The following is a 20,716-nucleotide window of genomic DNA, read 5'->3' on the forward strand; positions in this document are numbered from 1 at the left end:
CGACCACCTCCTCCCCTCGTCCGTCATCCGGCGGAGCGCAGCACGACGTGAGCGTAGGACCCGCTGGCGCCGAGCGCGTTGACCAGGGCGCGCAGCGGCTCCCCCGCGCGGCGCGGACGCCACGGCTCACGCCGGTCCGCCAGGCGCAGCGGCAGGTCGTCCCAGGACACCAGCCCGCCGGTCCGCCCGGCCAGGGTGGGCGCGATCTCCCGGTGCGCGAACTGCAGCAGCACCTTCGCGAGCTGCGACATCCCGGCGGCCGACTCCAGATGGCCGATGTTCGGCTTGACCGTGCCCACGGGCACGCCGCGCCCGCCATCCCCGGCCGTCCCGGCGAAGACCTCCGCGAGCGCCTCGATCTCGGCGGCGTCGGCGACGCTCGCCCCGGCGGCCGCGCACTCGACGTACCCGATCTCCTCCGGCGTACGGCCGGCGCGGCGCAGCACCTGCCGGATCGAGTCGGCGAGCGCCGGACTGTTGGGCGCGCCGAAGCGCACGCTCCGGCCGGAGTGGCCGATCCAGGTGGCCTCGACGACCCCATGGGCGGTGTCGCGGTCCCGCGCCGCCGCCGCGGCCGGGCGCAGCAGGACGGCGCCCGCCCCCTCGCCGAGCACCCACCCCGAGGACGCGGCGTCGAACGCGCCCGCGGAGCCGTCGGGCGACACGAGCCCCAGGGCCGACAGCACCTCCGCGTGGTAGGGGTGGCAGACCAGGTTGACCCCGCCCACCAGGGCGGCGTCGCACTCGTCCCTGCGCAGGCTCTCCACCGCCAGGTGCAGGGCGGTCAGCGACGACGAGCACGAGGTGTCGACGGCGACGCTCGGCCCGCGGAAGTCGAAGAAGTGCGAGACCCGGTTGGGGATGTCGGAGGCCATGGCGGTGACGGCCGGCGGCTCGCCCCGCCGCCACGCGTCCGCGCCCGCCTGCCGGTGGTCGTGCCACATCACGCCGGTGAACACGCCGACGCGCGGCGCGGCCCGGCGCAGCGAGCCGGGCGTGTGCCCGGCGTTCTCCAGACACTCCCACATGACCCGCAGCATCATCCGCAGCTGCGGGTCGAGCGTGCGGGCCTCGGCCGGCGAGATGTGGAAGAACAGGCTGTCGAAGTCGCCGGCGTCGGGGAGGAAGCCGCCGGTCAGGCCAGTGCCGCCGGCGGTCCGGCCGGCCGGCATGGGGCCGAACGCCTGCCGTCCCTCGGCGAGGCCGCGCCAGAGCTCCGCCAGGTCGGCCGCGCCCGGATAACGCCCGGCGACCCCCACGACCGCGATCTCCGCCGCGCGCCGCCCGTCCGAGGCGGGGACGACGGGCGCGGCGAGCCGGTCGAGGCGGGCGGCGCCGAACACCGGCCGCTCCCCCGAGGCGGCGACCGGGGGCACGGGCCGGGCGGGCACGCCGCCGAGGAACGACTGCAGGAACCGGTGCCCGTCGCCCAGGCGCAGCCGTTCGCGGATCGGCTCGAAGGCCACCGCCCCGACGGGGCAGAGCCCGACGCCGCACGCCGCCTGGCCCATCATCAGGAGCTGGCCCAGGTATCCGGCCTCCAGGGCCAGGTAGCGCGGGGCGTCGTCGCCGTACAGGGGCGCGATGCCGTCGAGCTGCCCGACCAGGTACAGCTCGAAGCAGGCCTGGTCGTAGACGGGCCGGTTGTAGTAGAAGTGCGCGGAGCGGCCGATCCCGTCCGCCGATCCGACCAGTTGCAGCGCGTGCTCTCCCGGCCGGTAGTAGTACAGCCCGGCGGCCACGCCCTCCACGCGGCGCACGTGCAGGTATACCTGGACCGAGTAGGTGTCCCCCGCCGAGGGGTAGAGCCGCCGGCCCCGCTCGCCCGGCGCCGACGTGCGCAGCAGGCTGAGGAATCGGCAGAAGTCGTCGTAGGGCAGCGCCGCCTCGGCGAACTCGCGGTGGCTGCCGCGCCAGTCGTAGTGCTCGGGCGCGAACTCTGCCGCGTCGAGCGGGACGATCCGCTCCCCCGCCAGCCGGGGTCGCTCACCCCACCGGCCGGCCTTGAACGCGGCCCGCTCCTCCGGCGAGAAGAAGTCCACGCTTCCCGCGGCGGGCGCCCCGCCCGCGTCGCCGTCGCCGGGCCCGGACGCAGCCCGCTCGGCGCCGTTCGTGTCCAGCGCGGGATGCGGAACGCCGGACCTCGCGACGCCGTCGACGGCCGGCAGGTCCGGCGACGGGCCCGGCGTCGCGGAGCCGTCCGACACGGAGCCATTCGACACGGAATTATTCGACGCGGAACTATTCGACATGGAGCCGTTCGACGCGGAGCCGTTCGACGCGGCGGGGGTCGCCTCGGCGGCGCGGGGCCGCGAAGGCCGGTCCGTCTCCCGCGCGTCCGCCGCGGGGATCTCTCCGCCGTCGCCGCCCGAGAGCCGGGCGGCGACGTGCCGGGCGATGGCGGTGACCGTGGGCTCCGACAGGAGCGTCGCCACCGGCACCCGCTGCCGATACCGCTTCTGCAGCTCGCCGGAGACCTGCACGATCGTGAACGACGTGGCGCCCTGGTCCCACAGGTCGTCGTCGGGCCGTACGGCAGGCACGCCCAGCCGTTCGGCGAACAGCGCGGCGATCTCGTCCCGCAGTTCTTCGACGCTCGGCCCGCGCGGCTCCTCCTGCGGCTCCTCCTCCGGGGCCTCCGGTTCGGCCCCGGACTCCTGCGCCGGGCCGGGCGCATCGGTCAGCGGCCACGGCAGTGCGTCCCGGTCGAGCTTGCCGTTCGCGGTGGCGGGGAACGTGCTCACGAAGCCGACGAAGTTGGGCACCATGTATTCGGGCAGCGTCTCGGCCGCGAACGCGCGCAGGTCCCTGACCCCCGGCGGCGTCGGGCCCGACGGCTGCACGTACGCCACGAGCTTGCGATCGCCCGTGTGGTCCGGACGGGCCAGCACCACGACCTCCTTGACCCCCTCGTGCTGCCGCAGCCGGTGCTCGATCTCGCCCAGCTCGACCCGGAACCCCCGGATCTTGACCTGGTTGTCGGCCCGGCCGAGGAAGCAGATGTTCCCGTCGGGGAAGAAGGAGGCCCGGTCGCCGGTCCGGTACATCAGCTCCCCCGGCCGTGGTGAGAACGGGTCGGGCACGAAACGCTGGGCCGTCAGCTCGGGCTGGTTGTAGTAGCCCAGGCTCAGGCACTCACCCGCGATGTAGAGGTCGCCCTCCACGCCGACCGGGCACGGTTCGAGGTGCTCGTCGAGGATGTAGTAGCGGCTGTTGTCGATGGGCCTGCCGTACGGGATGCTGCGCCAGGCGGGGTCGATGTCCCCGACCGGGAAGTAGTTGGACCAGACGGTCGCCTCGGTGGCCCCGCCGAGGCTGACGACGCTCGCTCGGGGGAACACCGCCCGGACCTCCCCGGGCAGGGACAGCGGGGTGTAGTCGCCGCTCAGGAACACCAGCCGCAGGTCGCCGGTGCCCGGCCGGCCCGCGTGCGCGGGAAGCAGCGGGGCGAGCTGGGTGAGCGTGGTGGGTGCCGAGTTCCAGAAGGTGATCGGCTCCCGCAGCAGCACGTCGGCCAGCTCGGCGGGGTCGCGCTGCTCGGTCTCGTCCGCGACGTACAGCGCGGCGCCCCGTCCGAGCAGCCCCAGGATGTCGAACACCGACAGGTCGAAGCCGAGCGAGGTCACGCACAGCCCGACGTCCGCCGGGCCGAAGCCGAACTCGCGGTAGGCCCAGTTCAGCAGGTTGAGCACCGGCCGGTGGGCCACGGCGACGCCCTTCGGCCGGCCCGTGCTGCCGGAGGTGAAGATGACGTACGCCGTGCTGTCCGGGGTGGTGACCGGCGGCGGGTTCTCGTCGCCGCGCGGGTCGTCGCGCACCGGGTCGCGGTCGACGCGGACCACCTCGACGCCCACGTCGTGACACGTGGTCTGCGAGGTGGACAGCACCAGCGCCGCCCCCGCGTCCCCGAGCATCACGGCCGCCCGCTCCTTCGGCAGGTACGGCTCGACCGGCAGGTAGACGCCGCCCGCCTTGAGCACCCCGAAGACGGCGGCCACCATGTCGGGCCCGCGCCGCATCGAGATGCCGACCACGGTCTCCGGGCCCACACCGCGGTCGCGCAGCTGCCAGGCGATGCGGTTGGCGCGCCGGTTGAGCTCGGCGTACGTCATCGTGCCGCCACGCCAGCGCAGCGCCACGGCGGCGGGACGCTCCCGGGCCTGCCGTTCGAACAGCAGGTGGACCGGCCCGTCGGCGGGGAATTCGCGGGCCGTGTCGTTCCACTCATAGAGGATCTTGTGCCGCTCGGCGGCGGACATGCCGCCGGGACGCTCCCGCTCGCCGAGGAGGCCCGCCAGCCGGTCCCGGAGGCCGGCGAACGCCGCCTCGGCCGTCTCCTCGGGCAGGTCCGCGGGGTCGAGGTCCCAGCAGAGCTGCAGCCGGTCGCCCTCGCCGACGGCCACGCAGTCGAGCGAGACGTCCGGCGTGCACGTCCGCCATTCACCGGCGACGACCCCCGGCGGCAGCGGGTGGCCGTCGAGGTCGAACACGCTCGTGTAGACGACCGGATGGGCCAGACCGCCGCGCCGGGCGGCGACGCGGCGCAGCTCGGCCAGCCCGCTCGCGCCGTCGGCCGCCGCGTCGGCCACGAGGAGACGCTGGTGGTCGCGTGCCCGCTCCAACAGCGGCGTGTCTCCCGGGACGTGCGGGATCCAGCTCAGCGCCGTGTGCTCTCCCGGCCGGCACGGCTCGGCCCACCCGGGCCACCGTACGACCGTCAGCGCGAACGCGCCGGGCAGCCGGGCGGCCAGCGCCTCGCCGAAGGCGGCCAGGATCACGGCGTCGGCGGACACCCCGGCGCCCTCGGCGATCTCCTTCAGCCGCCGCCATCCCGGCAGCGTCGCCTCCAGCCGCACGCGCCGCCGGCCGCGATCCTCCCCCGCGGCGGGCGAGGGCAGCGCGGGTCCCGGCGGCAGTTCGGTCAGCCGCTCGCGCCAGTACGCGACCTGCTCGGGTGAGGAGGCCGGGCGATGCTCACGCGAGTCGGCGGCGGGCGCGGGATCGGCCGCCGGGTCGGCGTACAGCCGCCACAGCTCGCGCAGCAGGAGATGGATGCTGCGCGCGTCGGCCACTGCCAGGTCGACCGCGACGTGGACGGTGGCCGTCCCCGCGGCACCGGCAGCGTTCCCGCCGGGTGACGGGAACACGCTCGCCGGGGACACGTTCTGCGCGAGGGACGCGCCTGCGTCGCGCGAGCCGGAGGTGCCGCGCGTCACCTGGATCTCGGCGTGCGGCCCCCGTCCGAGCGGGAACGGCCGCACGGACAGCGTCGCGCGGACCGCCTCGGCGTCGAGGCCGGACACGGGGATGTGCCACCGGCGCGGCGCCCTCGACCGCACGAGCAGCCGCCCGTCCACGGTCACGGACGCACGCAGGGGCTCGTAGGCCTCGGCCAGGCGCAGCCACGCCCGCTCCAGGCGGTCCAGGTCGAGGTCGGCCACCTCGAAGGCGTGGTAGACCTGGCAGCCCTCCCCGCCGGACCGCCGGGCCACGTAGTAGGCCTGCTGCAGGTCGTTGAGCGGCAGGACGCGATCGGCGCGGGGGTCCTCGGCCGCCAGCGCGCGCAGCGTGTTCGCGAACCTGGCGAACACCGCCTCGACGCCCGGGTGGAGGCCGTCCGCCACGTCCCAGCGGAAGCGCAGCTCGCCGTCCTGCTCCCACATCTGGTGGTCGAGCCCGACACCGGACGTACGAGTGACGGCGTAGCGGACGTCGCGGCCGAACCCCGGCGGCTCGGCCCGCGCGCCGAGCATGCCGGTGAACACGACGGGCAGCGGCGGCGGGGCTCCACGCCACAGGTGGCGCAGCGCCTCCACGCCGCCGACCGCCGCGTGGTCGAGATCCGACCACAGCAGCCGGTGGACCTCACGCGCCGCCTCGCCCAGGTCCATGCCGTCCAGGGCCGGCATCGGGAAGACCAGGCTGGAGGTGAACGGGCCCACCAGGCGGTCGGCCGCGGCGGGCAGCCGCGCCCGGTCACTGGTCGTCAGCACGAGCGAGAAAGGCGTGCGCGCGCCCGCCCACGCCAGGGTCTCGGCGAACACGGTGAGGACGAGCGCGGTCGGGGACACGTTCCAGGCGGCGGCCCGCTCGCGCAGCGCCCGCCACTCGGCCTCCGTCAGCCCGCCCTCCAGCGGCCGCCGCGGCTGTCCCGACGGCGCCGGGACGTCGGGACCCGCCCCCGCCGCGGGCGCCGCGCTCGCACAAGGCAGGGCCGGGGCAGCAGAGCGCAGGGCCGGGGCAGCACGGCACAGGGCCGGGCCGGGGGGCAGGTCGGCGAGCCGTCGCCGCCAGTGGTCGAGGTCGGCCTGGTGGGCCGGAGTGCGCGTGTGCGCCCGCAGGCGCTCGACGCACTCGCGTACGGTCGGCCCGGCCCCCGGCAGCTCGGGCAGTGGGTCCCCGGGCCGGACGTAGGCGCGCCACCAGTCGGACAGCAGCAGGTCGAGACCGCGGCCGTCGGTCACGACCGCGTCCACGTCGAGATGCACGACGGCCCGGCCGTCGCGCGCCCGGGTCACCTCGAGGGCGAACAGCGGCCAGTCGCCCGGCTCGTGCCGCAGCCGCGTCAGCCGCCCCCTGACCTCGGCCACACGGTCGTCGAGCTCGGCCTCGGCCACCTCGTGGACCGGCATCGTCCAGGGGCTCGCCTCCGGCATCACCCGCTGGCGCCCGTCCTCGATCAGCACGGCCCGCAGCATGTCGTGGTGCGCGACGACCCGTCCCCACGCCTCCTTCAACCGGTCGGGGTCGAGCCCGGCGATCTCGAACTCGCGGTAGAGGTGGCAGCCCACCGGGTCGGGCCCGAGGTCCGGATGCGACCCGGCGACGTACGCCTGCTGCATGGGCGTCAGCGGGAACGGCGCGAACCGGTCCTCAGGCGCGGCCCCCTCGCGCGGCGAGGCCTGGGCCGGCCGCCCGGGCGGTTCGGCCTTGTGCGATTCGGCCTCGTGCGATTCGGCCTCGTGCGATTCGGCCTCGTGCGATTCGGCCTCGTGCAGGCCGTCCACCGGCAGGCCGTCCTCGGGGAGCGCCCCGGCGATTCGCCGGGCCAGGTCGCGCAGGCCCGCCGCGTCGCGCAGCCACTCCAGCGGCAGGTCGGCGCCCAGTTCCTCCTTGATCTCCAGCACAAGGCGGGCCGCCGTCATCGAGTCCAGCCCGTACGCCGCGAGCGGGGTGTCGTCCGCGAGCGTGTCGGCGGAATCCGGGCCACTGTCCGTGCCCGGGTCCGTGCCCGTGCTCGTGCCGGTGGGCAGCGCCGCGGCCAGCATCCGCCGCAGCGCCGCGAGGACCTCGTCCACCGGGGCGTCCACCGGTTCCGCGACCATGTCCCGTGTCGGTCCCATCGCTCTCCCAGTCGTGTGTCGGCGTCGGAGGGTGAAGCGGGCCGGGCGGGGGCATGGAAGGGGCCCGCCGGCGATCGCCGCGGCGAGGGCGTCCGCGGATGACCCGGCGGAGATCCGGCGTGCGATCCGGCGTCGGGCCGTCGCCGCCCGTCCGTACCGAAAAGCTAGGCGGGGGCCCGCCATCGCGCTGCTCAGGATTGAGCAGGCCGCCCCGGCCGCCCCCGCGGCCGGATCGGACGGCTCAGTGGCCCATGCCGAGGCCGCCGTCCACCGGGACGACGGCGCCCGTGACGTAGGACGCCGTCTCCCCGGCGAGGAACACGACGACCCCGGCCACCTCCTCGGGCTCGGCCGTACGGCGCAGCGCGATCTGCCCGAGCACCTCGGCCCGCCGCTGCTCCGTCATGGAGTCGGTCATGTCGGTGCGGACGTATCCCGGGGCCACCACGTTGACGGTGATCCCTCGGGAGCCGAGCTCGCGGGCGAGCGACCGCGCCAGCCCGACCATCCCGGCCTTGGCCGCCGCGTAGTTGGCCTGCCCGGCCGCGCCGGACAGGCCGCTGACGGACGAAATGAAGATCATCCGGCCGCGCCGCATGCGCACCATCGGTCCCACCGCGCGCCGGGCCACGCGGAACGCGCCGGTGAGGTTGGTGTCGAGCACGCCGGTGAAGGCGGCCTCGTCCATCCGCATCAGCAGCATGTCGGCGGTGACGCCGGCGTTGGCGACGAGGACCTCCACCGGGCCGTGCCGCTCCTCCACCTCCGTGAACGCGCGGTCGACCGCCGCCGCGTCGGTCACGTCGCACCGCACGCCGAACAACCCGTCCGGCGCGCCGCTGCCTCGGTGGGTGACCGCCACCCGGTCGCCCTCTTTCGCGAACGCCCGCGCGATGGCCAGGCCGATGCCGCGGTTGCCGCCGGTCACCAGCACCGAGCGATTCACGCCACCTCCTCGCCTCCGGCTCGGAGTGGCATGCGCCAGATGCCGTGCCTACTGATTCGCTCGCTACGCTCGCTCATTCCGTCACCAGTCCCACCGGCCCATCGGGGGGAAGGGGGCCTGGTAGGCGTCCGGCGCGTCGTGCGACACCTTCGTGGAGAACCCGGCCGCCCGGGTGACCTGCCGGGTGAACGCCTGCCTGAACCGGGCGTCGCCCGGCAGCCCCGCCTCGTCCGCGGCCCTCAGCATCAGCTCCACGAACCGGTCGCGCTGCTCGTCGGTGATCTTCAGGCCCTGGTGGGCCCGGAAGATCGCCTCGAACCCGCCGAGCTCGTCGCTGAAACGGCTCGGGCCGCCCATCATCTCGACGAAGAACGCGGTCAGGTTCTCGGCGTGGTGAGAGGACCCGTACTCGAACAGTCTCTTGAGCAGGGGATCGCGCAGCACGGAGTCATGGAAGTGCTCGGCGAACTTGCGCAGTGCCGCCTCGCCGCCGACATGCTCGTACATCGTCGTCATCGCAGCCTCCTCGGAACGCCTGGGCTGGCGTCACCGTAGGCGGCGGACCGTCGCCGATTCTGCTCAAAAGTGGACGAGGGATCAACGGCTGTGCGTCGCGGCGCTGTGGTAGTCGGTGTACGTGTAGGGGTTGTCGAGGATCTTCGTCTCGGGGATGTCGGGGTTCATCCCCTTCTGCCACGCCTCCTCGCCCAGCGTCGAGCGCAGGTACTCGACCGTCCGCTCCACCTCACGACGGGCCGCGGCGAGGTCCACGCCGACCAGGCGGTGCTCGTGCTTCACGACGCGGCCGTTGACGAGGACCGTGTGCACGTCGCCGCGCTGCGCCTGGAACGCGACGTGCCCGTACGGGTTGAGCAGCGGGAACGACACGGGCGACGCGTCGTTCTTGATGAGCACGATGTCGGCCTTCTTGCCCGCTTCGATGCTGCCGAGGTCGTCGGCCCGGCCGATGGCGCGGGCGCCGCCGCGCGTCGCCCAGTCCACCACCTGGTCGGCGCGCAGGCTGCAGTGGGTGACCGTCTCCCCCTTGGCGTGCGCCTGCATGTGCTCCCGCGAGCGGTCGGCGCCGAGCGTGGTGCGCATCGCCGAGAACAGGTCGCCGCTCCACCAGACGCTGGTGTCCATCGACAGCGAGACCGGGATGTCGTGCGCGCGGATGGCCCAGGTGGGCGGATAGCCCTGGCCGGCGCTCTGCTCACTCTCCGTGGAGACCGAGATAGAACCGCCGGTGGCGGCGATGCGGTGGTAGGAGTCCGCCGACAGCGAGGCGGCGTGCACGTACACCGTCTCGGGCGTCATGAAGCCGTGCTCGTACATCAGCCGGATGCCGTCGTCGCTGGTCGCGCCCCACACGCCCGCGTGGGTCGTGACCGGGACGCCGAGGTCGCGGGCCACCTCGAAGGCCGGCTTCTCGGGGAAGCCCGGGTCGCCGGTGACGTCGAAGGCGATCTGGAAGCCCAGCATGTCGTCGCCCGTGATGCGGCGCCGGACGAAGTCGCGGAACTCCGGCGCGCCGGTCCACTCGGCCGGCGGCGCCTGGATGTTGCCGTAGGCCAGCACGAACCGGCCGGGCACCGCTTGCAGCGCGTCCACGGCCGCGTCGGCGTGGTCCACGGTCCGCAGCCCGTGTGACCAGTCCACGACCGTGGTGACGCCGGCGTCGATCGCCTCGATCGCGGCCAGCAGGTTGCCCGCGTGCACGTCCTCCGGCCGCCACAGCTTGCCGTACTCCAGGTAGTACCAGACGAAATACTGCGTCAGCGTCCAGTCGGCGCCGTAGCCGCGCATCGCCGTCTGCCACATGTGCCGGTGAGTGTCGATCATGCCGGGCATGACGATGCCGTCGGTGGCGTCGACCACGACGGCGCCGTCCGGCGCGGGCAGGTCCGGCCCCACCTCCGCGATCCGGTCGCCGACGACGAGGACGTCGGTGCGGGGCAGCACGCTGTGCCCGTCGTCCATCGGCAGCACCGTGCCGCCGCGCAGCAGCACGGGCCGGTCCGGCCCGAAATCGGTCGGCTCGTTCATCGTCGAACTCCTCACCTTCCACTGGCCGAGCGCGCTCGGCGCTGACGAACAGTTGTCCGCCATACGGTCAGCACTGCTTCCGCTGTTACTTTCCCGAGCACCGCCCCTGCTGTCAACCATGGGTTTCTCCTCGTCGTCCAGCGACGAAGAGCCCGTCGAGCATTTGACGGGTGGACCGCCTGTGCCAGAATCGGCGTCACGGACTCATGTCCGTTCAGCGGACACTGCTGTGAAAGCAAGGAGGGGAGCCGGATGACAGACGACACCGCGCCCGAGCGGGGAGGCGGGCCGCTGTCGGGCGTGCTGGTGGCCGACTTCTCGCGGGTGCTGGCCGGGCCGTACGCCACGATGCTGCTGGCCGACATGGGCGCCGAGGTCGTCAAGGTCGAAGGGCCCAGGGGAGACGACACCCGCGCCTGGATGCCGCCGGTGCGCGGCGACGTGTCGACGTACTACCTGGGGGTCAACCGCGGCAAGCGGTCGATCGCGCTCGACCTGCGCGACTCCGGCGACGCGAAGGTGGCCCGGGAGCTGGCCCGCCGCGCCGACGTGCTGGTGGAGAACTTCAAGCCGGGCGGCCTCGCCAAGTACGGCCTCGACTACGCCTCGGTGAGCGCGGCCAACCCCGGCGTGGTGTACGCCTCGATCAGCGGGTTCGGCTCCGGCGCGGGCCGCGACGTGCCCGGCTACGACCTCATGGTGCAGGCCATGTCGGGGCTGATGAGCCTCACCGGCGACCCCGAAGGGCCGCCGTACCGCGCGGGGATCTCGGTCTTCGACGTCATGGCGGGCAACCACGCCGCCATCGGCGTCCTCGCCGCCCTGCGGCACCGCGACGCCACCGGGCAGGGCCAGCACGTCGAGGTCAACCTGCTGTCCTCCGCGCTGACCGGCCTGGTCAACCACAGCTCCGCGTACGTCGCCGGCGGCGTCGTCCCCTACCGCATGGGCAACGCCCATCCGAGCGTGTTCCCGTACGAGCCGCTGCCCACCGCCGACAACGACATCATCGTCGCGGCCGGCAACGACGGCCAGTTCCGCAAGCTGTGCGAGGTGCTCGGCATCCCGGAGATCGCCGACGACCCGCGCTTCGCGCGCAACGCCGACAGGACCGCGCGCCGCGAGGAACTGCGGCCCATCCTGGTCGGACGGCTGGCCACGCGCGGCGCGCTGGAGTGGTTCGAACTGCTGGTCGCGGCGGGGGTGCCGTGCGGGCCGATCAACACGATCGACGGCGGGTTCGCCATGGCCGAGCGCTTCGGGCTCGACCCGATCGTGGAGGTGGGCGAGGGCGACCGGGCGGTCCCGACCACCCGCCACCCGATCCGGTTCTCCGCGACCCCCGCCGCCTACCGGCTGCCACCGCCGGAGCTGGACGAGCACGGGGAGGAGCTGCGCACATGGCTGATGCAGGAGGAGAACGACGATGTCTGACCGGCCCGAGATGATCGAGCGGCCGTCGTATCCCACGGCCTTGGGGGCGTCCTCGCTCAGGTCGATCAGCCTGCTCGGCTGCGACCTCGCCGAGGACGTGATGGGGAAGGTCGGGTTCGGCGAGCTCGCGTTCTGGCTCGCCGCCCAGCGGCGGCCCACGCCGGGCGAGACCCGGGTGTTCGAGGCCGTGCTCGCCGCGCTGGCCGACCACGGGTTCACCCCGACCGCGATCGTCACCCGGCTGACATACCTGTCGGCGCCCGACTCGATCCAGGGCGCGCTCGCGGCCGGGCTGCTCGGCGGCGGGTCGCGCTTCCTCGGCGTGACCGAGGACTGCGGCCGGTTCCTGCACGAGGTGCTGGCGGCCCACGGCGGGCCGCCGCCGTCCGACGACGCCGGCTGGGACGCGCTCGCCCTGGAGACCGTACGGGCCCGGCGGCAGGCGCGGCGGTTCATCCCCGGCCTCGGCCACCACGTGCACAAGGAGGGCGACCCCCGCACGCCCCGGCTGCTGGAGATCGCCGCCGAGGAGAACCTGTTCGGACCGCACCTGTCGCTGTTCGCCGCGATCGGCCGCGTGCATCCCGAGGTGCTGGGCAAGACACTGCCGCTCAACGGCGCGGGCGTGTGCGGCGCCGCGCTCGCCGACCTCGGCCTGCCGCTCGAACTGCTGCGCGGCTTCGCCCTGCTCGCCCGTACGGCGGGCCTGATCGGGCAGCTCGCCGAGGAACTGCGCCGCCCGGTGGCGAACGAGATCTTCCTGTCGGTGGACCTCAACAACCGGTCCGTCGACCCCGAGCCCTACACCCCTGACGCCACTGGAGGTTGGCATGGCTGAACTGGTCGCGGTGATCGCGTCCACCCATCATCCGTTCTACTACCGCGCCAGCACCGCCACCGGCGAGGACCGCCCACCGTTCGCCGACGAGTGGGTGCGCAAGGTCGAGGCGTTCCGCCAGACGCTGACGAAGGCGCGGCCCGACGTGCTGGTCATGGTCGGCTCCGACCACTTCCACCAGCTCTGGCTCGACAACATGCCGCAGTTCCTCGTCGGCAAGGCGCCCTTCTACGACGCGAACTGGTACAACGAGGAACGCGAGTTCGGCCTGCCCCGCATGTTCTTCTCCGGCCAGGAGGACCTGTCGGCGTACATCCTGCGGGAGGGCCTGGACGCGGGCTTCGACCTGGCCTTCTCCAACGAGCTGCGGATCGACCACTCGATCACCTGCCCGATCATCACGCTGCGCCCGCAGAACGACCTGCCGATCGTGCCGATCTACACCAACATCTTCGCCCCGCCGCTGCCGCAGCCGAAGAGGTTCGTACAGCTCGGCCGTACGATCCGCGAGCTGGTGGAGTCGTGGCCGGCGGACAAGCGGGTGGCGGTGATCGGCACCGGGCACCTGTCGCTGGAGCTCGGCGGGCCGCGCCAGTTCGGCCCGCACGGGCCCGATCCCGAGTTCGACCGCAGGGCGGTCGAGTGGATCTCCTCGGGCGACATCGAGGGCTGCCTGTCGGAGGTCACCCTCGACAGCCTCCACCTGCCCGGCAACGCCACCCACGGCTTCATGGACTTCATGCTGATGATGGGCGTGGCCGGCGAGGGCGCCAAGGCCGACTACGTCGACACCTACGACCTGTTCCACACCATGGAGGCCTACTTCACCTGGTATCCCAACGGAGGCGTGGCGTGAGCAAGTACCTGCTGAACAAGTTCCTGTTCACCGTCGACCGCGACCCGGAACTGGTCGAGCGCTACCGCGAGGACCCCCGCGGCACGGTGGAGTGGTGGGAGTCCGAGCACGCCAACCGGCTGCTGAGCTGTCACGGCGGAGAGGCGTCGACCTGGCTGCGCTTCGAGGACGCCGAGCGCGAGGCCCTGGCCGGCCACGACTACCCCAGCCTGTTCGAGCTGGGCGCGCACCCGTTCCTCACGCTCACGCTGTTCATCGCGATGTTCGAGCGCGACCACGAGCCGATGGGCTTCCAGACCGAGTACGCCCGGCGACTGGCCCACATGACGATGCCGTACCCCGACATCGCGACGTGATCGGACCTGCCCGCCGCCCAGGGCGGGCCGGGCGGCGAGGCGCCGGGCACGCCGTGCTGGGCGTGCCCGGCGGCCGTCGCCCATGACGACGTGCTTCAGCGGAAGGTGGGACATGCGCGCAGTACAGATCGTGGAACCCGGCAGGCCGCCACTGGTGGCCGACCTGCCCGTGCCCGTCGCCGGGCCCGGCGAGACGCTGGTCGAGGTCGTCGCCGCACCCGTCACGCCGCTCGACCTGCTCTGCGCGACCGGCACGTCCTACTTCGGCAGGCCACGCACGCCGTACGTGCCGGGGGTGCAGGGGGCCGGCGTCGCGGACGGGCGGCCGGTGTGGTTCGCGACCTCGGCCGGAATGGCCCCGGGCGACGGCAGCATGGCGCAGGTGGCGGCCGTGCCCGCGCGTGACCTCGTCGAACTGCCCGCGGAGGCCGACCCGGTCGCGGTGGCCGCGCTCGGTCTCTCGGCCGTCGCCGCGCATATGGCGCTGGCCTGGCGCGGCGAACTCGCCCCCGGCGAGCAGGTGGTGGTGCTCGGCGCGGGCGGCGTCGTCGGGCAGGCCGCCGTACAGATCGCGCGCATCGCCGGGGCCCGCAGGGTCGTCGCGGGCGCCCGCTCCCCCGCCGCCCGCGAACGCGCCCTGAAGGCGGGCGCGGACGCCGTGGTGGCGCTCGACACCGGCGACGTCGCCGCACTGGCCGCCCGCTTCGCCGAGGCCTGCGACGGGCCCGCCGACCTCGTGCTCGACCCGCTCTTCGGCCCGGCGGCGGCGGCCGCGGCCCGCGCCCTGCGTCAGGGAGGCCGGTGGGTCAACCTCGGCTCGTCGGCGGACGAGACCTGCCCGATCGACTCCTCCACACTCCGCGGCAGATCCCTGCGGCTGCTGGGATACACCAACAACGAGCTGACCCCCGAGCAGCGGGCCGCCTCGATCGCCTTCGTCGCCGAGCAGGCGGCGCTCGGGCGGCTGGCCGTCGCCCACGAGAGGGTCCCGCTGGAGGAGGCCGGGGCCGCCTGGCGGCGTCAGGCGGCCGGAACCGCCACCGGCAGGATCGTCCTGATTCCCGGGCCGGCGTCCTAGGAGGCCGTGACCCGCGGATTCCCAGGGGGCCGTGACCCGCGGATTCCTAGGAGGCCGTGACCTGCGGGACCGACTCGTAGAGCGCCCAGTCGGCGCTGATCGCGCCGGCGGTCTTCAGCAGCAGCGGTAGATACTCCTCGGTCAGCTTCTCCAGCGAGGTCTCGGCGGCGTGGCTGTTGACGTTCACGGCCGCGATCACGGTGCCGGAGCCGTCGCGCAGCGGCGCGGCCACCGAGCGGATCCCGAGGGCGAGTTGCTCGTCGGTCAGCGCCCAGCCCTTCGCCCGCACCTCGCGCAGCATGGCGTCGCGCTCCTGCGGATCGGGCCGCCACCGCGGCTCGATGCCCGACCGGCTCGGCTCGGTCAGCACCCGCTCCAGCTCGTCCGGCCGCAGCGCGGCCAGCAGCACCTTGCCCAGGGACGTCTGCAACGCGGGGAACCGCGTCCCGATCTGCACCGAGAGGGCGACGATCTTGGGCACCGCCACCCGGGCGACGTACACGATGTCGGACCCGTCGAGCTGGGCGATGGACGACGACTCGTGCGTCTGGGCGACCAGCCGTTCCAGGTGCGGCCGGGCCACCTCCCACAGGCCCATCGAGCGGACGTAGGAGACGCCGAGTTCGAGCACCCGCGGGGTCAGGGCGAAGCCGCCCTGCGCCGAGCGGGCGTACCCCAGCTCCTGCAGCGTGAGCAGGATGCGCCGCGCGGTGGGCCGGGCCAGGCCGGTCGCCGCCGCCACCTCGGTCAGGGACATCACCGGGCGCGCCGGCTGGAACGCCCTGATGACATCGAGGCCGCGCGCGAGCGCCTCGATGAAGTCAGGTCCGGTGTCGCCTCGTGCCATGAACGCCCCTTCCGCTCGAACTCGCCGAGTCAACTTTAGACCCTGCTTACGGTTCGTTGTCCGCCTGTCGGCGGCCCGCGTGGCCCGAGATGCCCAGCTTCACATCGCCGTAACAGGGCGATCGGCGACCACACGCCTCAGAGGTGACCGCCATACGGACCTATGTCCGCCCTGACGGCACCATGACAGGACGGGGAAAAGTGTGCCCGGCGACCATGTCGGGAGGATGGCCGGAGTCCTACCGTGCGCGGAAAGGATCGGTGTGCCAGGTCATCCGAGGAGCCCCCATGGTCACGTCCTTCCCCGCCCGGCCGCCGCGAGCGGCCCGAACCCTCGCGACCCTCCTGCTCGTCCTGGCCGCCCTGCTCGGCACGGCCCTGATCACCCCGCCCGCACGGGCCGCCTCGCTGGTGCAGGTCGGCTCGTTCGGATCCAACCCCGGCAATCTGGCGATGTACGCCTACCGTCCGGACGGCCTGCCCGGCGGCCGGCCGCTCGTGGTGCTCCTGCACGGCTGCACGCAGAACGCGAGCGGCTACTTCGCCGATTCGGGGTGGCGCAAGTACGCCGACCAGTGGGGCTTCGCCCTGGTGCTGCCGCAGACCTCCAGCGCCAACAACTCGTCGAGCTGCTTCAACTGGTTCCAGACCGGCGACACCACGAGGGGGCAGGGCGAGGCGGCGTCCGTCCGCGCCATGGTGGCGTACGCGGTCGCGAACTACGGGACCGATCCCTCACGGGTCTACGTGTCCGGCTTGTCGGCGGGAGGGGCGATGTCCGCCGTCATGCTGGCGACGTATCCGGACGTCTTCGCCGCCGGATCGATCGCGGCCGGCCTTGCCTACCGCTGCGCGAGCAGCCTGACCGAGGCGTCCGGCTGCCAGTACGGCCCGACGAGCAGGACCCCGCAGCAGTGGGGTGACCTGGTGCGCAACGCCTACCCCGGCTACGCGGGGCCTTACCCGCGGGTGGCCGTCTGGCAGGGCCAGTCCGACTACACGGTCGTCCCCGCCAACGGCGCGCAGTTGCGCGACCAGTGGACGAACGTGCGGGGCGTCTCCCAAACCCCCACCTCCACCCGGTCGCTCACCGGCGGCACCACACTCAAGGTGTACGGCGACGACGACGTACGCCTCTACGAGATCAGCGGCATGGGCCACGGCCTTCCTGTCGATCCCGGCGGCGCCGCCGACCAGTGCGGCGCCACCGCGGCGTACTTCCTCGACACGATCTGCTCGGCCTACCACGACGCGCTCTTCTTCGGCCTCGACGGCGGCGCCCAGCCCAGCCCCACCGCCACGCCCACGATCACGCCCAGCCCCTCTCCCAGCCCCTCTCCCAGCCCCTCTCCCAGCCCCTCGCCCAGTGCCACACCCACTGCCACACCCACTGCCACGCCGACGGGCGCCTGCGTGCGGGCCAGCAACTACGCCCACACCACGGCGGGACGGGCGTACCAGTCCGGCGGCTACACCTACGCCAAGGGGTCGAACGACGCGATGGGCCTGTGGAACACCTTCACCACGCACGCACTGCGCCAGACCGGCCCGGACTACTGGGTGCTCGCCGACGGCCAGTGCTGATCCGCCGCGTTCATGCCGGCCGCGCCCCGCGCCCCGCCCGTCCGGACGCGGGGCGCGCCTCACGCGCTCCCGGCCGGGAGGGGCTCGCCCGTCTCCAGCAGGGTCTTGAGCGCGGACAGTACCTGGGGCCAGCCCTCGCCGACCATCTCCCGCACGGTGCTGCCGGGATCGAAGCCGTCGTGGACGACGGTCAGCTTGACGGTCTCCCCCACCGGCTCGATCTCGAACGTCACCCGCGACCTGCGCTCCGTCTTCAGCCTGGCGAGCACGTCCTCCCCCAAGCCGACGGCCTCGGCCCACTCGGGCGTGAAGGAGTGCCAGGTGTACGAGAGACGGCGGCCGGGTTCGGATTCGACGACGACCTGCTCGGGATCGGCGATCGCCACGCCGCCCTGATGCCAGGTCATCGGCGCTCCCGCTCGCCAGTCGGCGTCGAAGGACAACCCCCAGTAGCGCCGGGTGAAGCCGGGGTCGGTCAGGGCCTGCCACAGCCGCTCGGGCGTGGTCCTGATGTAGGTGGTGTAGACGAACTCCGGGTTGCCCATCGGTTCCTGCTCCAATGCGTTCTTGAGATCGGCAAGAGCACGGGCCCGCTCGCGGTCGAACCTGCTCATCCAGCGTTCCGCGATGGCGTTGATGGGCACGGCGTTGAGGTAGTGCAGCTTCTCCCTGCCACGCCACACCGTCGTCACGAGGTTGGCCGCCTCCAGCACCGCCAGGTGCTTGCTGACCGACTGCCGCGCCATGTCCAGCCCCGCGCACAGTTCACGCAGCGTCTGGCCGTTGCGGCCGTTCAGGCTGTCCAGCAACCGCCGGCGGCTGACGTCGGCCAGCGCCTTGAACACCTCGTCCATCTTCTCCATCCCGAAAATGCAGCCCTTTGGCTGCATGAACCATATGCAGCCGTAAGGCTGCATGTCAACGCCTCCCGCCGGCACTTCACCGGGCGCTCAGGGGGCAGGACGCCCGGGGAATGACCGGCCTCCGGCCGGGAACGTCCCCAAGGGTCTCCTCGGAGGTGCCGATGAAGGGACGACGTGTTCTGCCGGTGGCCCTGCTGGCCGCCGATCTGCTGGTCGGCGTGAGTGGCGCGTACGGCTCCGCCGCCTCGGCCGGGACGCCGGCCCTGCGCGCCGCGCTCGCCGTGCCCGCCGCCACGACGCCGGCGGCCGACCACAACGACCAGGACGTCATGTTCGCCCGGATGATGATCCCGCATCATCGTCAGGCGGTGGAGATGGGAAGGCTGGCCGAGGACCGCGCGGCGGACGCCCGGGTCGCACGGCTCGCCCGGCGGATCGAGGCCGCGCAGGCTCCCGAGATCCGGACGATGAGCGGCTGGCTCACGGCCTGGGGCGAGCCGCTGCCCGGTGAGAACCGCGCGCCGGCGCATCACGCCATGCCCGGAATGATGTCCCCCGAGGACATGCGGCGTCTCGAAGGGCTGTCCGGCCGGGCCTTCGACCGGGCCTTCCTCACGATGATGATCCGGCACCACGAAGGCGCCGTCGCCATGGCGCGCGACGAGCTGCGCACCGGGGTCTACGAGCCGGCCCGGCGGATGGCGGCGTCCATCGTCTCCAGCCAGTCGGCCGAGATCAGGGAGATGAAGAGCCTCCTGGGATGAGGCCGCCGCGACGACCAGAGTCGACGGCGTGCCACGGGGTCCGCCGCTCCGGGAAGGCGGCGGGCAATCACCCGCGCTTGCGGTGCCGTCCGCCGGAGGTCGCCGCCGCGGCCTTGAACCGGAGCCCGGTCACGGCGGTGGAGACCACCGCGAACAACAGACCGGCCGGCAGGACGGCGTCGCCGGGCGACCACACGAGGTCGAGCGACTGACCCTGGGTGGCCGCCATGTTCCTGGTGATGGGCCCCGCCGCCTTCTGGACGCTCGCGTTCACCGCCGCCACGGGCTGGATCGTCACCGGCGCCTTCGGCGTCACCTTGACCTTGCGCGGCAGGCCGTACCCGACGATCTTGCTCTTGTCCCGCACCTTGCGCTTCAGCCACACGCCGTCGACGTTGCCCTCGATCGTGTGGACCTTCCCGCCGACGACCTTCTCGACGATGCCGACGTGGTCGATGTCACGGATCTTCTTCGACCCCGACCAGTCGAAGAAGACCACCGCGCCCGGCTCGGGCTTGTCGGTCCAGGCGTGGTGCTCCTTGAACCACTTGGCGTGCCGCGTGGTCAACGCGAACTCGCCGACGTGGTCCTGCACCCCGGCCCGGTCCGCCGCCCAGGAGACGAACATGTCGCACCAGGGGGCGGCCTTGAAATCGGGGTCCTTGGCGACGTTGTCGGCGTACCACTCGCCGAACTTCGTGTGTTTTCCGGCTCGTTCGCGGTAGCCCAGTTCGGGGCGGACGGCGTCGAGCAGCTGTCGAGCTATCGGATCGGTGGAAATCGGAGGCTCCTCATGGCGCGCTTCGAGACATGACGAACCGGCCCGCGGGGCGTGACGGCATGACGGCATGACCGTCCGGGGACACGGCCGCGGCGGGGCGGAATCAGAAACGGGAGATGTGGCAGCCCGTCACGGGCGCGCCATCACCCCGGAAGCCTGGAGACGTTCCAGGGCGGGCATGTGGTCCGGCGACGCGACGCGGACCGGGTGGGCAGGTGGAGCCGACACTCCACGCGCTCTCCTCTCCTTGGCCGCCTACCGGGTTAGCTGACGGGTTCGGGCCAGGAGTAGCCCTACCGGATGGTCCGGATTCACCCCAAGAGACGTGGGTCCCCGGTTCCCGGGATCGATGACTTCCGGGATTCGGCGGTCGCCGGTCGTCCTCGGGTTGAGGACCGCACACCGGCGAGACACACGGGAAGCTTAGTAGATAACAAGTAAGACACGACCAAAAACCCGGCAAAGGGCATCATTCTGGCCGCAGCCGTTCCCTGCTTCCGCAGGTCCTCACGGTCGCGGGCCGCCCGCGGTGAGATGCGCCACACAGCGCCGTACGGCACATGCGCCCGCCCGGTGGGCGGGCGGGCCGGAGACGGCACATCCGGGCGGCCGTCACCGCCGGACACGCCGTGGCGCCCGGCGGGCGGCAGTCCCCCGCCGGGCGCGATCAGGCGACGCGATCAGTCGCAGGGTTCAGTCAGCAGGGCTCAGTCAGCAGGGCTCAGTCAGCCAGGGTTCAGTCAGCCGGGGTTCAGTCAGCCGGGGCCAGTCAGCAGGGATCAATCAGCAGGGGTCAGTTCCCTCCACAGCTCTTGGGGCACGGGCGTGGCGGCGAGGTCGAGGTCCTCCCTGAGCTCCTCCGCGCTGCGTGCGCCGATGAGGACGGTGGTGACGGCGGGGTGGCGGTGGGGGAAGCGCAGGGCCGCGGCGGGCAGCGGGACGCCGTGGGAGGCGCAGATGCGTCCCAGCTCGCGCGCCCGT

The 20,716-nt window shown here is 73.1% G+C and carries 15 protein-coding genes and 1 riboswitch; of the genes, 7 read left to right on the forward strand and 8 right to left on the reverse strand.

Annotation, left to right across the window (positions count from 1 at the left end; translation table 11 throughout):
- Nucleotides 1–23: 23 nt before the first annotated feature.
- The 4 genes from IL992_RS32885 to IL992_RS32900 all read right to left on the reverse strand — a co-directional run bounded on the left by IL992_RS32885 (nt 24) and on the right by IL992_RS32900 (nt 10,335).
- A complete protein-coding gene (locus IL992_RS32885; RefSeq protein WP_193207213.1) occupies nt 24–7,343 on the reverse strand; it encodes a non-ribosomal peptide synthetase in 7,320 nt (2,439 codons plus the stop codon).
- Between the two features lie 241 nt (nt 7,344–7,584).
- Complete coding sequence (gene fabG, locus IL992_RS32890) at nt 7,585–8,289, reverse strand: 3-oxoacyl-ACP reductase FabG (protein WP_193207214.1); 705 nt, start codon at nt 8,287–8,289, stop codon at nt 7,585–7,587.
- 81 nt (nt 8,290–8,370) lie between these two features.
- Nucleotides 8,371–8,805, reverse strand: a complete 435-nt coding sequence (locus IL992_RS32895; RefSeq protein WP_193207215.1) for a group II truncated hemoglobin — start codon at nt 8,803–8,805, stop codon at nt 8,371–8,373.
- A gap of 81 nt (nt 8,806–8,886) precedes the next feature.
- On the reverse strand, nt 8,887–10,335 hold the full coding sequence (locus IL992_RS32900) for an amidohydrolase family protein (RefSeq protein ID WP_193207216.1): 1,449 nt from the start codon (nt 10,333–10,335) through the stop codon (nt 8,887–8,889).
- A gap of 252 nt (nt 10,336–10,587) precedes the next feature.
- On the opposite strand from IL992_RS32900, the gene IL992_RS32905 reads away from it, so the two are divergent.
- From IL992_RS32905 to IL992_RS32925, 5 genes are all read left to right on the forward strand, one after another.
- Nucleotides 10,588–11,769, forward strand: a complete 1,182-nt coding sequence (locus IL992_RS32905; RefSeq protein WP_193207217.1) for a CaiB/BaiF CoA transferase family protein — start codon at nt 10,588–10,590, stop codon at nt 11,767–11,769.
- The gene (locus tag IL992_RS32910) at nt 11,762–12,607 is read left to right on the forward strand and encodes a citryl-CoA lyase (protein WP_193207218.1); all 846 of its coding nucleotides are present in this window, start codon (nt 11,762–11,764) and stop codon (nt 12,605–12,607) included. The genes IL992_RS32905 and IL992_RS32910 overlap by 8 nt, the downstream gene beginning before the upstream one ends.
- Nucleotides 12,600–13,463: a DODA-type extradiol aromatic ring-opening family dioxygenase gene (locus tag IL992_RS32915; RefSeq protein ID WP_193207219.1), complete on the forward strand. Its 864-nt coding sequence runs from the start codon at nt 12,600–12,602 to the stop codon at nt 13,461–13,463. The genes IL992_RS32910 and IL992_RS32915 overlap by 8 nt, the downstream gene beginning before the upstream one ends.
- On the forward strand, nt 13,460–13,819 hold the full coding sequence (locus tag IL992_RS32920; RefSeq protein ID WP_193207220.1) for a hypothetical protein: 360 nt from the start codon (nt 13,460–13,462) through the stop codon (nt 13,817–13,819). The genes IL992_RS32915 and IL992_RS32920 overlap by 4 nt, the downstream gene beginning before the upstream one ends.
- Before the next feature lie 112 nt (nt 13,820–13,931).
- Nucleotides 13,932–14,897: a quinone oxidoreductase family protein gene (locus IL992_RS32925; protein WP_193207221.1), complete on the forward strand. Its 966-nt coding sequence runs from the start codon at nt 13,932–13,934 to the stop codon at nt 14,895–14,897.
- Between the two features lie 46 nt (nt 14,898–14,943).
- On the opposite strand, the gene IL992_RS32930 is transcribed toward IL992_RS32925, so the two are convergent.
- Nucleotides 14,944–15,744 carry an IclR family transcriptional regulator domain-containing protein gene (locus IL992_RS32930; protein ID WP_193207222.1) on the reverse strand — a complete coding sequence of 267 codons (801 nt, stop codon included), beginning with the start codon at nt 15,742–15,744 and terminating at the stop codon, nt 14,944–14,946.
- A 287-nt stretch (nt 15,745–16,031) separates the two neighbouring features.
- Here IL992_RS32930 and IL992_RS32935 point away from each other — a divergent pair, with 287 nt between their 5' ends.
- Entirely contained in the window at nt 16,032–17,327 is a 1,296-nt protein-coding gene (locus tag IL992_RS32935; RefSeq protein ID WP_193207223.1) for an extracellular catalytic domain type 1 short-chain-length polyhydroxyalkanoate depolymerase, read from the forward strand.
- Nucleotides 17,328–17,386: 59 nt separating this feature from the next.
- On the opposite strand, the gene IL992_RS32940 is transcribed toward IL992_RS32935, so the two are convergent.
- Nucleotides 17,387–18,190 (reverse strand): ArsR/SmtB family transcription factor, encoded by an 804-nt coding sequence (locus tag IL992_RS32940; protein WP_226874167.1) that lies wholly within the window; start codon nt 18,188–18,190, stop codon nt 17,387–17,389.
- A 161-nt stretch (nt 18,191–18,351) separates the two neighbouring features.
- On the opposite strand from IL992_RS32940, the gene IL992_RS32945 reads away from it, so the two are divergent.
- Complete coding sequence (locus IL992_RS32945; protein ID WP_193207224.1) at nt 18,352–18,954, forward strand: DUF305 domain-containing protein; 603 nt, start codon at nt 18,352–18,354, stop codon at nt 18,952–18,954.
- Between the two features lie 67 nt (nt 18,955–19,021).
- On the opposite strand, the gene IL992_RS32950 is transcribed toward IL992_RS32945, so the two are convergent.
- Together IL992_RS32950 and IL992_RS32955 are read right to left on the reverse strand one after the other, a co-directional pair.
- Nucleotides 19,022–19,804 (reverse strand): CHAP domain-containing protein, encoded by a 783-nt coding sequence (locus tag IL992_RS32950; RefSeq protein ID WP_193207225.1) that lies wholly within the window; start codon nt 19,802–19,804, stop codon nt 19,022–19,024.
- A 167-nt stretch (nt 19,805–19,971) separates the two neighbouring features.
- Nucleotides 19,972–20,114, reverse strand: a riboswitch (cyclic di-AMP (ydaO/yuaA leader).
- Nucleotides 20,115–20,514: 400 nt separating this feature from the next.
- Nucleotides 20,515–20,716, reverse strand: a 202-nt coding sequence (locus tag IL992_RS32955) for an aldo/keto reductase (RefSeq protein ID WP_193207226.1), incomplete at its 5' end; no start/stop codon positions are given.

The organism is Microbispora sitophila, assembly GCF_014892245.1.
Taxonomy (GTDB): domain Bacteria; phylum Actinomycetota; class Actinomycetes; order Streptosporangiales; family Streptosporangiaceae; genus Microbispora; species Microbispora siamensis.

Coding starts and splice junctions, on each gene's coding strand:
- IL992_RS32885 (WP_193207213.1), bottom strand. CDS start 7,343: ATGGGACCGACACGGGACATGGTCGCGGAACCGGTGGACGCCCCGGTG.
- IL992_RS32895 (WP_193207215.1), bottom strand. CDS start 8,805: ATGACGACGATGTACGAGCATGTCGGCGGCGAGGCGGCACTGCGCAAG.
- IL992_RS32900 (WP_193207216.1), bottom strand. CDS start 10,335: ATGAACGAGCCGACCGATTTCGGGCCGGACCGGCCCGTGCTGCTGCGC.
- IL992_RS32905 (WP_193207217.1), top strand. CDS start 10,588: ATGACAGACGACACCGCGCCCGAGCGGGGAGGCGGGCCGCTGTCGGGC.
- IL992_RS32910 (WP_193207218.1), top strand. CDS start 11,762: ATGTCTGACCGGCCCGAGATGATCGAGCGGCCGTCGTATCCCACGGCC.
- IL992_RS32915 (WP_193207219.1), top strand. CDS start 12,600: ATGGCTGAACTGGTCGCGGTGATCGCGTCCACCCATCATCCGTTCTAC.
- IL992_RS32925 (WP_193207221.1), top strand. CDS start 13,932: ATGCGCGCAGTACAGATCGTGGAACCCGGCAGGCCGCCACTGGTGGCC.
- IL992_RS32930 (WP_193207222.1), bottom strand. CDS start 15,744: ATGGCACGAGGCGACACCGGACCTGACTTCATCGAGGCGCTCGCGCGC.
- IL992_RS32935 (WP_193207223.1), top strand. CDS start 16,032: ATGGTCACGTCCTTCCCCGCCCGGCCGCCGCGAGCGGCCCGAACCCTC.
- IL992_RS32940 (WP_226874167.1), bottom strand. CDS start 18,190: ATGGAGAAGATGGACGAGGTGTTCAAGGCGCTGGCCGACGTCAGCCGC.
- IL992_RS32945 (WP_193207224.1), top strand. CDS start 18,352: ATGAAGGGACGACGTGTTCTGCCGGTGGCCCTGCTGGCCGCCGATCTG.
- IL992_RS32950 (WP_193207225.1), bottom strand. CDS start 19,804: ATGCCGTCATGCCGTCACGCCCCGCGGGCCGGTTCGTCATGTCTCGAA.